Source organism: Brevibacterium sp. R8603A2 (assembly GCF_023072605.1).
Classification (GTDB): domain Bacteria; phylum Actinomycetota; class Actinomycetes; order Actinomycetales; family Brevibacteriaceae; genus Brevibacterium; species Brevibacterium pityocampae.
The window spans coordinates 36,529-49,686 of the sequence record NZ_JALLGN010000010.1 but is presented as its reverse complement, the minus strand read 5'-3'; the positions used below and the strand labels follow the sequence as shown (position 1 = coordinate 49,686).

Genomic DNA, 13,158 nt, shown 5'->3' with positions numbered 1-13,158 from the left:
GCCCCAGCGGGCGATCAGGCGTCCGCGTCGCGTTGCGCTCCGCTGTCCGATGTCGCCAAGGGGTCCTGCCGGCGCGGGTCGAGCTCGGCGATGCTCCGCGAGGTCTGGCTGAGCTGGAGCAGGGCGAGCACGAGGCGCGAATACTCGTGAGTGCCGACGGCGACGGTCAGGGCGATCCGGTCCCGGGTGCCGCGGAAGTCGAAGTCGCCCGTGCTCACGGTGTCGAGCGCCCGGGAAGCGCGGGTGAGGTAGGCGTCGCTCGGCACGATCCCGAGCACACCCATTTCACCGAGCACCCGTTCGAGTGCGGTGCGGGCCGCCGAATCCGCATCCGGCCAGCAGCGCTCGGCGATGACGGAGGCCACCCGGGCCGACGGCGCCGCCCCTGTACCGGATCCCTCAGCATGGGGCGCCCCGCCATCGGTCCGTGCGGAAGCGGGCGGGCCCGGTTCCCGTGACCCGGCAGTCGGCGCCTCGGCTGCGGCCGTGCGGGAGCGCGCCGAACCGGGTGCGGGCCCGGCCGCCATCCCGCTCGCGAGCACCTGGGCGGTCTCCATGACGGTGAGGATCCCCACCTCGGGGTCGTCGATGAGGGCGGTGAGGCGGGCGATGTCGGCGATTGGGGCGCCGAGGATCCGGCGCAGCGCTCCGATGAGCTCGAGGCGCTCGACGTGCTCCTCACCGTAGACGGCGGTCGTCGCGTTCTTCTTCCGTCCCGCGGGCAGCAGCCCGACCCGCAGGTAGTACTTGATGCTCGCCGCCGAGGTGTCGGTCCGCCGGGCGAGGTCCTGGAGCTTCATCGGGTGTCCTCGGTGAAAGGGTCGGGGTGATCGCATCGGATAGTCCGCGCAGGGCTCACTATCCACGTTGAGCCGAATTGGAGAGCGGCACTATCTTACCAGCATGGATACCACCGCGATCCCCGCAGCAGTCCTCGTCCATGCCTCCGCCGCCTTCCTCGTCCTCGTGCTCGGTCCGGTGAACATCCTCCGGCCCCGCCGGGACGCATTCCACCGCCACCTCGGCCGCACCTGGGTCGTCCTCATGTACATCACCTGCGGCTCGAGCTTCCTCTTCGGACTCGAGCACGGCTTCACGTTCCTCCACGGGCTCTCCGTGTTCACCGCGGTCACGGTGACGCTCGGCGTCTGGCGGATCGTCCGGGGTGACCGGATCGGGCACAGCGCGAACATGATCGGCAGCTATCTCGGCACGCTCATCGCGTTCGGCTTCGCCGCATTCGTCCCCTCGCGCCTCATCTGGACGACGGCGACGACGCACCCGCTCACCCTCATCGGGTTCGCCGCCGCGCTCCTCGTCATCGCCGCAGCGTGGATCGCGGTGCTCAGCACCCGGTTCGGGCGCAGCCGCCTCGTGCGCACCGGGGCGCGCGCACCGGACGCGGTGCCGAGCGCACACCCGCCGGCTGAGCCGACCCGCAAGGCGTCGCGGAACGTCATCCTCGCCGCGCTGTGCGACAGCAGATGACGGGCGGTGACGCCGTGCGACCGGCGGGCGGCCCGCGCAGCGGTGACGTCCCTAGTGTGGGCTTCGTCGTCGGGGCCCGGCCCGGTGCGCCCGCGGTGCGGGGCGCCGGACAGGGCCCGCGGACCGCCCAACGGAAAGGACCCTCGCCCATGGCCAGCATCGTCGTGCTCAACGGCAGCCCCTCGAACCCGTCCACCACCGAACGCCTCCTCACCGAGGTCGCCCACCGGATGCGCGGGCACGGTCACCTCACCTCGCTCATCAACGTCCGCGATCTGCCGGCCGCGGCCCTCGTCACCGCGGACCTCGGTGATCGGGACATCGTCGCCGGGATCGCCGAGGTCGTCGCCGCCGATGCCCTCGTCGTCGCCTCGCCGGTCTACAAGGCGAGCTACTCCGGGCTGCTCAAGACCTTCGTCGACCTGCTGCCGCCGAACTGCCTCGCCGGCACCCCGGTGCTCCCGTTCGTCACCGGCGGGTCCGTGGGCCACGTCCTCGCTCTCGACCAGGGCCTCAAACCGCTGCTCGCCGCGCTCGGCGCGACGACGATCGCGCGCGGGCGCTTCGTCGAATCCGGGCACATCGGACCGGCCGGGCTCAGCGAGCCGACGGCGGCGAAGGTCGCCGGGACGGTGGACGACTTCGCGCTCGACATCGCCGTGCGCAGTCGCACGCGGCTCGCGGCCGTCGCCGTCTGATCCGCGGCCGTCGAAGCGTGTTCAGAACCGGGAGGAGCTGCCGGCGCCGCTGAATCCTCCGCCGGTGGACCCGTACCCGGCCGTGCTGCTCGACGAGGAGCTGTTCTTCGCAGCCTCCTGCGCCTGACGATGGTTGCGCAGTCCGGTGGCGTATCCGATGCCGAAGGCCATCGGCCGCAGATAGCCGGGGGAGTCGTAGTACCCGGTGAGGCTGCCGGCGCGGCGGCGGGAGACGGACTGCTCCTCGATCGCCCCGGAGATGTAGGACTCCTTGTCGTCGTCCATGCCGACGAATGCCGAGTCGCGGACCCGGTCCATGTACCCGGCGAACTCGCCGCGCAGATCGGTGAGTGCGGTGAGGCCGGAGTCGAGCTCCTCGTCCCCTCCGCCGATCCCCGCCGCCTCGATCGCGTCGAGCCGGTCGAGTGTCCGGCTGCAGAAGGCCTCGAGCTCGCGCAGCAGCTCCGGGTCGTCGGCGCGTTCGCGGATGTCCTTCGACACCTGCGCATCGCGGATGTCCTGGCGCAGATCATCGACCTCGGACCGCCAGACGGACTCCCACCCCGGTTCACGGGCGTAGAGCACGTTCGCGGTGCGGAGCATCGCGCCGTCCGCCTCGAGGCCGTCGAGTCCCTCGTCGAACCGACTCATCCGGGTGAAGAGCGGGAGATTGAGCCCATGGAGCGACGGCAGCGATGTCGCATCGATCGAGTCGCGCTTCTCCAGCAGGTCGGTGTACGTGTGGAGGGTGGTCCGCGCGGATTCCTTCACCCGCGTGCCGAAGCCGAGGTCGGGGATGAGCTCGGTCTGCCCGACGAGCCCGTCGACCTCGGCGGCGCTGTCGGTGAGGCGGCGGCGGTTCCTGGAGTACCCGGTGACCGCATGGGCGACGATCCACCGATTGACGAGGAGGAGACCGAGGAGCACGGCTGCGGCGATGCCGATGACGAGGGGGCGGGCGAAGAACGGTCGGCCCATGACCTCCGCGGCCGCCTCGGCGATCTCCGTCACCCCGCGGTTCCAATCCCGCTGCTGGAACGCCTCATAGCCGTGCGACTGGATCTCCTGCTCCGCCTCGGTGCTGCCGGGTGCGAGGTCGTCGCCGAAGTACGTGCCGACCTGCCCGGAGCCCGGTCCGCCGTCCTCCCCGTTCGCCTCGACGCTCGCGGTGATGAGGAGGGTCCCGTCCTTCCACTTCTCACCGTCGTCCGAGAGAAGGTCGAGATCGGGATTCAGCCGGGCCCATGCGAGGGTCTGCTCGTTGATGTTGTCGGAGACCTCTCCGTCCAGGGTGAGGACGACGACCCGGGTGGGTCGGTGCACGGCCAGGTCGGAGATCTGCTCCTCGATGAGCGTCGGATCGAGGACTGCGGCGTCATCGGCGATATGCACCTCGGTGATCGATGCGTCGGGGCGGCCGAGGAGGAATGCGGCCACCGCGGCGAGGACGACGAGGGCGCAGGCGACCCCGGTGAGCACGTCGAGCCGACGACGCGTGCGCTGGAGCGGATGGGAATCCTGGGAGGGTGTGGCGCGAGCCGGAGAAGACATGGCACCAGTGTGGCAGGAATCCCCGGCCCGGCGCCGCGGCTCAGTGCGCCGGGAGCTCGATGTTGTCGATGAGCCGGACGCTGCCGACGTAGGCGGCGATGAGTGCGAGCGCTGGCAGCGACTCGGTGGGCAGCAGGGTGCCCGGGTCGACGACCTCGAGGTAGTCGAGGATGACGTCGGGGGCCTCCCGCACCTGTCGGCGCAGCCCCGACAGATCCCAGTCCGCACCCTTCGCCGCCCGCTCGCGGAGCTCGAACAGGGCCGACGACAGGGCCGTCGCGGCCCGGCGGTGCTCCTCGGTGAGGAGGAGATTCCGGCTGGAGAGCGCGAGCCCGGATTCCTCCCGCTGCGTGGGCACCGGCACGATCGTCACCGGGAAGTCGAGGTCGGCGACCATGCGGGAGACGATCATGAGCTGCTGGGCGTCCTTCTGCCCGAAGTATGCCTTGAGCCGCGCCGGGCCCTCGGGATCGAAGATATTGAAGAGCTTGGAGACGACCGTGGCGACCCCGTCGAAGTGACCGGGCCGGGAGGCGCCCTCGAGGATCTGACCCATGTGGCCGCTCGTCACCCGCACGATGGGGGAGTCGGGGTGGTTCGGGTACATCTCCTCGACCTCGGGTGCGAGGACGAGGTCGACCCCCTCGGCCTCGCACAGCGCCATGTCCGCATCGAGGTCGCGCGGATAGAGCTCGAGGTCGAGCGGCGACTCGAACTGGAGCGGGTTGACGAACAGGGAGGCGCAGACGACGGGGTTGTCCGCCCGGGCCGCGCGCATGAGCGCGGCATGCCCCTGGTGGAGGGCGCCCATCGTCGGCACGAGCCCGACGGAGTGGGCTTCGCGCTCCGCGACGAGGCGGGTGAGCGCATTACGGAGCTCAGCGATGGTGCGGGTGAGGACGGTCATCGTGACCTCCGGGTCGGGGTGCGGCCGCGCCGCTGAGGGGTCAGTCCTCCGGGGCGAGCAGTGCGGAGAAGTACTCGCGCATCGCGTCGTCGAACGGCTGCGACTTGCGGGTCGAGGTGTTGATCTGCACGATCACGGACTCACCTGCGGCGCACAGGCGACCGTCGTTGAACAGCGCCTGCTCGACGACGAGCGAGCTGCCGCCGATCCGCTTGACCCGGGAGCCGACCTCGACGGTGCCCGGCCAGTGCGTCTCCTGCAGGTACTTGATGGTGATCTGTGCGATGACGAACTCGGCATCGTCATGGGCCGAGACCTCGTGGGCGCGGCTGATGAACTCGACCCGGCCGGTCTCGAAGAACGTCGCATAGACGGCGTTGTTGATGTGGCCCTGCTTGTCGGTGTCCGCGTACCGGAGCTTGTCGTGGGTGCGGATGGGGAAGTCGTCGATCGTGTCGGTCATTCTCTCATCGTGCCATGTGAGCCCGATCACGGGAACCGCAGGACCGAGTGGTGGACAGCCGGCGGCCCCGCCGGCCGCTGCGGACGCCGCGTCAGGCGGTGTTCAGGCTCACCGTGCCGAGGGATCCGAAGTCGGCGTGCACCCGTGTCCCGGGCACGAGCGGGATCGGCGCGGAGAGGACCCCGGTGGTCACGACCTGCCCGGCGTGCAGGGTGATCCCGTGGGTGGAGAGCTCGCCCACGAGCCAGGTGAGCGAGCCGAGCGGGCCGTCGAGGACGTTGCCGCCGCGACCGGTCGAGTGCGCACTCGTGCCATCCGCCAGCGTGACGGTGATCGTGACCTCGAGCTCGGTGAGGTCGTCGTCGAGCCGCGCGGGCGGCGCGGCGGGACCGAGCACGAACTCCGCGGCGCAGGCGCTGTCGGCGGTGAGCTCGGCGATGCCGACATCGGTGAAGCGCGACAGTCGGGTGTCGGGAAGCTCGATGGCCGGGTGGACCGAGGCGAGGGCAGCGCGCACCTCGGGCTGCGAGTACGGGTCATCGCGGGGGACGAGATCGCGGGCGAGGGTGAAGGCGCACTCGACCTCGGCCAGGGGCATCACCCGGGGGCCCAATTGCAGGGTGCCGCCGTCGGGGATGATCCCGTCGGCGAGCATGCGGCCGGCGATCGGCGCGTCGACGTCGAGGTGGGCCTGCCCGGCCGCGCTCGTCGCCGCGATCTTCCAGCCGTGGACCGGGCTGCCGGCGAGCGTCGCGACACGGGTGGCGATCGCGTGGCCCTCGCCCCGGGACAGCGGGGTGAGGCTGCCGGGCAGGCGCTAGAGCGGTGTACGCGTGCGGCGCGCCTCGGCGAGGACGGCGGCGGCCTGCTGGATCTGGGCGGGGGAGAGGTCCATGGCCTCAGCCTAGCTCCGGGCGCCGCCCCGCAGGTCGGCAACCGGTCCCCGTGCTCGCTCCGGTCCCGGACCTCAGGCCTGCTCGGTGCTCGCCGCGGAATGGAGCCGGGACAGCAGCTTCGTCGTCTTCTTCAGCGCCTTCGTCTGCACCGCGATCTCAGCGCCGTAGAGCAGCCCGTACCCGAACGTCGGCTCGCCCTTCTTCTCCGCCCGGCGAGCGGTGCTGCGGACATGGTCCTGGAACATCACCGAGTCGCGATGGGTGCCGAGCGCGGTCTGGAGCTTCTTCGCCACCGCCATCTTCTCCGCGAGGTCGTCCCCGAGGTCGATCGCAGCGGCATCGGTGACTGCGGACACGGCGTAGCGCAGCCGCTTGGCCTCCTTGCGCACCTCGTGGAGCTCCTCGATGCGGGTGGCCTCGTCGGCTTCGTGCTCGGCGGTCTCCGCGTGGGCGAGCAGGCTGTCGACCTGGGCCGTGGCGAGCGGGGCGAGGGCGGCCGCAGCATCCCTGCGCTGCTCGGCGCCGAGGTCGGGGTGCAGCGGGACCGCACGGGCGCAGCGGTCGATGATGTCGAGCTGCTCGGCGTACCAGGGGCTGCGCATCGCGGCGAGGAGCCTCCGGTGCGCGCGCCGGTACTCCCGGACCTGGGAGTCGCGGAGCCGGCGCACGGTCCTCTTGGGGATGAGTGCGGCGGTGAGGCCCTCCGCCCCGCCCGGGAGCGCGGCGATCCGCTCACCGACCTGGTCGCGGAGCACCTCGGCGTCGCGTGCGGCCGACAGCAACCGGCCGAGGCGGCGCAGCGCCCGGTTGACCTCCTTCCGCGCCTCCGGTTCGAGCAGGGGACGGTAGATCTGGAGGAGCGAGCGCAGGGTGCGGGCGGACACCCGGAATTGGTGGACGGCGTCGTCGGCGCTGCGCCTGACGAGCGGATCCCAGGACTTGAGACGGCGCACCTGGGTGCGGACCGTGCGGGTGAGGACGGTGGCGAGGTCGGTGCCCTCACCGGCGCCCTCCGGGCTCAGCGGGTCCGCCGGACGGCCGAGGACCTTCTCGAGCTTGGAGCCCGCATGCGAGCGCTGCGCCCCCGCATCGAGGAGCGTCGACTCCACCGCATCGAGGAAGCCCGGGACGGATTCCATCCCGCCCACGAGGGTCGGGTTGACGACCTCGACCTCCCATTCGCGCCAGTGGCGCACCCGGGAGTCGGTGCGCGATCCCGCCGCCATCGCCGCGACCTGGTCGTCGCACACCTCGGCCACGGTGCGGCCCCGGGCATCCATGAGGTCGACGACGGAGCGCAGCGTATTCATGCTGAGCACCGGCACGAGCGCGCGCCCGCGCACGTGCACCGCGACGAGGTCGGCGATCTCCTCCGGCACGCGGTACGGCACGGACTCGGCCGGTCCGTCCCCGGTCCGCTCGGACGAGGCGAGCGGCACCTGCATCTCGATCCGGTGCGCGCCCGAGGGGATCTTCACGTGCCAGCCGGCGTCCTCCCCGCCGGCCCTCCGGCGCAGGATCACACCGTTGGCGGCGAGCACCCGGTCGCGGGTGTCGAAGTACACCGCCTCGAGCGCCACCGGCGGGCGGTAGCCCACGCGGGAGACCCCGGCGGCGCCGTGCAGGCGCGGCAGCGAGGTCTGGCCGGTGATGTCGTACTTGCGCTCGATCTCGAGGAAGGTCCCGCTCATGCTCCCATTATGGGCGCTCGGGGCAACCCCGCACAGGGTGGAGGGCTCCGGGGGCGTGCCGGGAGGGACCGCGGGCCGGGAGACCTCAGTACGCCTTGACGCGCTGCTCGACGATGATGTGGATGAGCGCGAACTCGCCGTCGGCGATCGCGGCGAGCGCGGTGTCGACGGCCGCCGGCACCTCGGAGTCGCGCTCGACGCGCACGCCCACGCCGCCGTAGGCCTCGGCGAGCTTGGCGAAGTCGGGGTTCGCCAGCTGCGTGCCGGACACCCGGTCCGGGTAGTCCCGCTCCTGGTGGGTGCGGATGGTGCCGTACTCCTGGTTGTCCATGACGATGACGAGCGGATTCGCGCCGTACTGCTTGGCGGTCGCGAGCTCCTGGCCGTTCATGAGGAACTCGCCGTCGCCGGCGATCGAGATGATCTGGCGGCCGGGGTGGTTGAGCGAGGCGGCGACCGCGGCGGGCACCGAGTAGCCCATCGAGCCGTTGCGGGCGGAGATCATCGAGGCGTAGCCGTTGGTCGGGAAGTAGCGGTGGGCCCAGTTCGTGTGCTCGCCGGCGCCGAAGGTCACCATCGCGTCCTCGTCGAGACGGGGGACGAGGTTCGCCATGAGCGTCGCCATCTTCGCCTGCCCGTCGCCGGGCTCCGCCGTGGGGAGCGCGGCGAAGTCGTTCTGCCGCTCGCGCAGCTCGTTCGTCCACTGCCGCCAGGCGTCGCGCACCGGCAGGTCCATGCGCACGAGGTCGCGGATGAAGACGTCGGGCTTGGCGACGATCTGATGGCTCACCGGGCCGGACCGTCCGCGCAGGGCGGGGTCGATGGTGACGAGGAAGTTGCTCTTCTCCCAGTTCTGGCGCGCGGTGAAGCCGTCGGTGATGACGTCGCCGGGCACGGTGCCGACGAACACGAGGAGGTCGGAGTCCTCGAGCACGCTGCGGGTGTGGTGCGGCCGGCCGTAGCCCAGCGGGCCGACGTAGCTCGGCGAGGTGAACGGCACGGTGCCCTCGCAGCGCCATTCCGCGGCGGCCGGCAGGTTGTGCGACTCGAGCCAGGCGGTGAACTCCTCGGCGGCGGGGTGCGTCCAGTCGTTGCCGCCGAACACGAACAGCGGGCGCTCGGCGTCGAGCAGCGCGGACTTGAGCGCCTTCCAGTCGGTGACGGTCATGCCGCCCTCCGCGATCGGGATCCGCGGGTGGAGGACGCCGTCGTTGCCCATCTTGATGATGTCCTCGGGGAGGCCGACGACCACGGGGCCGGGCCGGCCGGAGGCGGCGGCGAACATCGCCTCGGCGACGATCTCCGAGGCGCGCTCGGCGTGGTCGAGGATCATCACGCGCTTGGCGCCGCTGTCGAACCAGGCCTTCGGATCGAACTCCTGGAAGGCCTCCTTCTCACGGTGCTCGAAGGGGATGAGGCCGACGAACAGCACCATCGCGGTGGAATCCTGCCAGGCGGTGTGGAGGCCTACGTGGGCGTTCGCAGCTCCGGGTCCGCGGGTGACCATCGCGATGCCGGGCACCGGGTTCATCTTGCCGTCGGCCTCGGCCATGTAGGCGGCGCCGCCCTCGTGGCGGCAGACCACCGTCTCGATATCCGAGTCGTGGAGCCCGTCGAGCACGTCGAGGTAGCTCTCGCCCGGCACCACGTACACGCGCTCGACCCCGTGCTGCGCCAAGGACTTGACGATCATGTGCCCGGCCGAGACCGAGTTCGGGACACCTTCGATATCGCGTACCGTTGTCATGGTTCCTCTTCGCTCCACTCCGTCGTGACGCTGCCGCGCACTCCCTGCCGGGACCCGAGTCTACGGGTGACCGGCGCCACTGTTCCTGCCATGATGATCGAAAGCGCGTGCGTCCCGCACGGTTTCCCGACATGCAAGACGGTGCACGGGCATCGAGGACCGTCCGGGCCCGGCGGGCCCGCGCACCGACAGGGCGGAGGAGGGCGGATGCATCGGCGCACCGGTCTGCTGCTCGGCGGCGTCGTGCTCGCGGTCCTCGCCCTCCTCGTATCCCTCCTCATCGTCCTCGATCCCGAGCTCGGCACCTCGCCGGAGTCCGCGGCCCGGCGCGCTGCCGAATCGCTCCAGGAGGACGCGGTGGCCCACGGGCCCTGGACCGACCCGCAGGCCGCGGAACGGGAGTACGCGAAGGTGCGCGCCCCGCTGCGGACCACCCGTCTGCTCACCCCGACCGTCGTCGATGTGCTCGAGGTCCGCAGCACCGGAGAAGCGAGCGCGCAGGCGGTGCTCCACTGGGGGTGGACGACGGACCCGGAATCGGAGACCGGGATCCCCGACTGGACGTACACCTCCGTGCTCGAAGTGCGCAAGCACCGACTGTCCTGGCAGGCCGAGTTCGTGCCCGCGGTGGTCCACCCCGACCTCACAGGCGGCCACGTCTTCGCCGTCGAGTCCGCTCCGGCGCAGCGCGGGCAGATCCACGGGGCCGGCGATGCCGTGCTCACGAGCACCGAGGCCGTCGTCGACGTCGGGATCGAACCCGGACGCGTCGAGGACCTCGATGAGGTGGTGCGGGTGCTCGAGGCGGAGCTCGACGTGGATCCCGGACCGCTGCGGGACCGGGTGGAGAGCGCTGCGGCCACCGCCTTCGTGCCGGTGATCACCCTGCGCGAGCGCGACTACATCGACGTCGCCGGGGCCATCCGGCCGATCCCCGGCACGGTGTTCCGCCGCAGCGAGCGCTCGATCCCGGTGCGCCAGGGCCTCGGCCCGCTGCTGCTCGGCCGCGTGGGCGAGGCCACCGCCGAGGAGATCGCCGCCGCACCCGCCCGGGTGCGCCCCGGGGAACTCGTGGGCCGCGGCGGCCTCCAGGAGCACTACGAGGAGGAGCTCGCCGGGTCCGACGGGTACACCCTGTCCATCGCGACGGCACCCGTGGACGGAGAGTCGGCACCGGAAGAACCCGCCGCCGAGCCGCTGCTCACCGTCGACCCGGTGCCCGGCCGGCCGGTCCGCACGACGATCGACCTCGCGGTGCAGGCCGCGGCCGAGGCCGCCCTCCAGGACACCGGATCCCCGGCGGCGCTCATCGCCGTCGACCCCGGCACCGGAGAGATCCGCGCGGTCGCGAACGCCGACGGCGGATTCGACCGGGCGCTGCGCGGCGGCTACTCCGACGGCCCGCACTCCCTGCTCGTCGAGGCGCTGCTCGAGCAGCGCGGCGAGGATCCGGACGACCCCGGCCGGCGGACGAGGGCGGCGGCCGACCTCGGGATGAGCGGCCTCGACATCGGTCTGCCCGCGCTGTCGGCACGGACCGCCGGCGCCGGGCTCACCGGCAGCCCGATCGCCGCGGCGGCCGGCGCCTCCTCGATGCTCGCCGGGGGCACCTCTGCGCCGACCCTCGTCACCGAGGCCGGCGGCGCGCCGCGCAGACCCGCGGGCACCGCCGGGTCGCTCACCGCAGCCGAGGCCCGGGCGCTGCGGCCGGTCCTGAACCGGCCCGTGGACACCGGTGCGACGACATGGCGCATCGGGGAGACGGAGCACGCGGGCGTAGGACTGCTGTTCGTGCTCGTCGTGGAGTCCGCGGACCGCGGGGAGGCCGACCGCGCCGCGGAGCGCTTCCGGGAGCAGCTCGGCTGAGCATCTATAACGGATGCGTCTCGATTCGGGACCAATGACCGCCATTCGGGGTCGGAGCGACCTGCACCGCGTGCAGGGTGTTTATTGTGATCCACATGACAGCTGATCCGAACCCCGCGCAGACCTCCCCGCAGCCTGCTCCCGGCCGGCCGCTGGTGGAGATCATGAACGTCGACAAGCACTTCGGCGAGTTCCACGCGCTCAAGGACATCACCCTCACCGTGCACCACGGCGAGGTCGTCGTCGTCATCGGCCCGTCGGGCTCCGGGAAGTCGACGCTGTGCCGCACGATCAACAGGCTCGAGACGATCGACAACGGCACGATCACCATCGACGGGAAGGTCCTCCCGGAGGAGGGTGCCCAGCTCGCGCAGCTGCGCTCCGACGTCGGCATGGTCTTCCAGTCGTTCAACCTCTTCGCCCACAAGACGATCCTCGAGAACGTCACGCTCGGCCCGATCAAGGTGCGCAAGCTGGGGAAGGCCGACGCCGACGCCCTCGCGATGGACCTGCTCACCCGGGTGGGCGTCGAGCACCAGGCGCAGAAGTTCCCCGCCCAGCTGTCCGGCGGCCAGCAGCAGCGCGTCGCGATCGCGCGAGCACTGGCGATGAAGCCCAAGGTCATGCTGTTCGACGAACCGACCTCGGCGCTCGACCCGGAGATGATCAACGAGGTCCTCGACGTCATGGTCGAGCTCGCGCAGGACGGCATGACCATGGTCGTCGTCACCCACGAGATGGGATTCGCGCGCAAGGCGGCGAACCGGGTGGCCTTCATGGCCGACGGGGAGATCGTCGAGGTCGCGGAGCCGGAGACCTTCTTCACCGCTCCGAGGTCCGAGCGGGCCAAGGACTTCCTGTCCAAGATCCTCACCCACTAAGGAGACACCATGAAGAAACTGCACACTCTCCTCGCGGCCTCGGCCGCCGGCATCCTGGCGCTGAGCGCCTGCGGTCAGAGCGGCACCCCGGAGACGGGCGGCGGAGGCGGCGAAGGCGGCGGCGACACCGCTGCCGAGGCGCCCCAGTACGAGGTCGCATCTGACGTCGACCTCGCCGACAGCCCGACCTGGTCCGCGGCGAACGACGCCGGGACCCTCAAGGTCGGCGTGAAGTTCGACCAGCCGGGACTCGGCAACAAGGACGCCACCGCCGATGCCCCCGAGGGCTTCGACATCGAGATCGCCAAGATCACCGCCGCCGCGCTCGGCTTCGAGCCCGACCAGATCGAATGGGTCGAGACCGTGTCGGCCAACCGCGAGCCCTTCCTCCAGCAGGGCAACGTCGACCTCGTCGTCGCCACCTACACGATCAACGACGAGCGCAAGGAGGTCGTCGACTTCGCCGGACCGTACTACGTCGCCGGTCAGGATCTCCTCGTGGCCGAGGACTCCGAGATCGCCGGACCGGACGACCTCGCGGGAACCACCGTGTGCTCGGTCGACGGCTCCACCCCGGCCCAGCGGATCCAGGACGAGTACGGCGACGCCGAGCTCGTCACCTACGACGCCTACTCCAAGTGCGTCGAGGACCTGCAGACCGGCAACGTTGACGCGGTGACCACCGACGACGCGATCCTCCGCGGCTACGCCGCGCAGTACGAGGGCGAGTTCAAGGTCGTCGGCGAGCCCTTCTCCGACGAGCCCTACGGCATCGGCCTGCCCAAGGACGACCAGGCCCTGCGCGACGCGGTCAACGATGCGCTCGAGCAGGCAGGGGAGGACGGCACCTGGACCGAGGCGTTCGAGTACACCCTCGGCGACTCCTCCGGCGTCGAGCAGCCTGCGGTCGACCGCTACTGATCCGTGCCCGCGCGAGTGCTCCCGGGTGAGGGTCGACGGCCCTCACCCG

Annotated in this window: 12 protein-coding genes; 5 read left to right on the top strand and 7 right to left on the bottom strand. The window is 71.3% G+C overall.

The genetic code is table 11. The annotated features are described in order from the left end of the window. Nucleotides 1-14: 14 nt before the first annotated feature. Entirely contained in the window at nt 15-800 is a 786-nt protein-coding gene (locus MTQ12_RS10975; protein ID WP_247618646.1) for a MerR family transcriptional regulator, read from the bottom strand. A 103-nt stretch (nt 801-903) separates the two neighbouring features. Between MTQ12_RS10975 and MTQ12_RS10970 the strand changes: the two genes are divergently transcribed. Both MTQ12_RS10970 and MTQ12_RS10965 read left to right on the top strand, forming a co-directional pair. Further along, complete coding sequence (locus MTQ12_RS10970) at nt 904-1,488, top strand: DUF2306 domain-containing protein (protein WP_247618645.1); 585 nt, start codon at nt 904-906, stop codon at nt 1,486-1,488. 149 nt (nt 1,489-1,637) lie between these two features. Beyond that, nucleotides 1,638-2,186 (top strand): NAD(P)H-dependent oxidoreductase, encoded by a 549-nt coding sequence (locus MTQ12_RS10965; RefSeq protein ID WP_247618644.1) that lies wholly within the window; start codon nt 1,638-1,640, stop codon nt 2,184-2,186. A gap of 21 nt (nt 2,187-2,207) precedes the next feature. Here the strand turns inward: MTQ12_RS10965 and MTQ12_RS10960 are convergent, their stop codons facing one another. The 6 genes from MTQ12_RS10960 to MTQ12_RS10935 form a co-directional block, all read right to left on the bottom strand. Next, nucleotides 2,208-3,737, bottom strand: a complete 1,530-nt coding sequence (locus MTQ12_RS10960) for a DUF5129 domain-containing protein (RefSeq protein WP_247618643.1) — start codon at nt 3,735-3,737, stop codon at nt 2,208-2,210. A gap of 40 nt (nt 3,738-3,777) precedes the next feature. Continuing rightward, complete coding sequence (gene panC / locus MTQ12_RS10955; protein ID WP_247618642.1) at nt 3,778-4,644, bottom strand: pantoate--beta-alanine ligase; 867 nt, start codon at nt 4,642-4,644, stop codon at nt 3,778-3,780. A gap of 40 nt (nt 4,645-4,684) precedes the next feature. Further along, nucleotides 4,685-5,107 (bottom strand): thioesterase family protein, encoded by a 423-nt coding sequence (locus MTQ12_RS10950; protein ID WP_137319580.1) that lies wholly within the window; start codon nt 5,105-5,107, stop codon nt 4,685-4,687. 91 nt (nt 5,108-5,198) lie between these two features. Next, the gene (locus MTQ12_RS10945) at nt 5,199-5,762 is read right to left on the bottom strand and encodes a hypothetical protein (protein WP_247618641.1); all 564 of its coding nucleotides are present in this window, start codon (nt 5,760-5,762) and stop codon (nt 5,199-5,201) included. Nucleotides 5,763-6,074: 312 nt separating this feature from the next. Beyond that, the gene (locus MTQ12_RS10940) at nt 6,075-7,694 is read right to left on the bottom strand and encodes a CYTH and CHAD domain-containing protein (RefSeq protein WP_137319582.1); all 1,620 of its coding nucleotides are present in this window, start codon (nt 7,692-7,694) and stop codon (nt 6,075-6,077) included. Between the two features lie 85 nt (nt 7,695-7,779). Next, nucleotides 7,780-9,441: a thiamine pyrophosphate-dependent enzyme gene (locus MTQ12_RS10935; RefSeq protein WP_137319583.1), complete on the bottom strand. Its 1,662-nt coding sequence runs from the start codon at nt 9,439-9,441 to the stop codon at nt 7,780-7,782. A 207-nt stretch (nt 9,442-9,648) separates the two neighbouring features. On the opposite strand from MTQ12_RS10935, the gene MTQ12_RS10930 reads away from it, so the two are divergent. From MTQ12_RS10930 to MTQ12_RS10920, 3 genes are all read left to right on the top strand, one after another. Then, complete coding sequence (locus MTQ12_RS10930) at nt 9,649-11,307, top strand: hypothetical protein (protein ID WP_247618640.1); 1,659 nt, start codon at nt 9,649-9,651, stop codon at nt 11,305-11,307. Nucleotides 11,308-11,459: 152 nt separating this feature from the next. Continuing rightward, nucleotides 11,460-12,188, top strand: a complete 729-nt coding sequence (locus MTQ12_RS10925) for an amino acid ABC transporter ATP-binding protein (protein WP_247618705.1) — start codon at nt 11,460-11,462, stop codon at nt 12,186-12,188. Nucleotides 12,189-12,197: 9 nt separating this feature from the next. Beyond that, complete coding sequence (locus tag MTQ12_RS10920; RefSeq protein ID WP_137319586.1) at nt 12,198-13,109, top strand: glutamate ABC transporter substrate-binding protein; 912 nt, start codon at nt 12,198-12,200, stop codon at nt 13,107-13,109. Nucleotides 13,110-13,158: the final 49 nt, after the last annotated feature.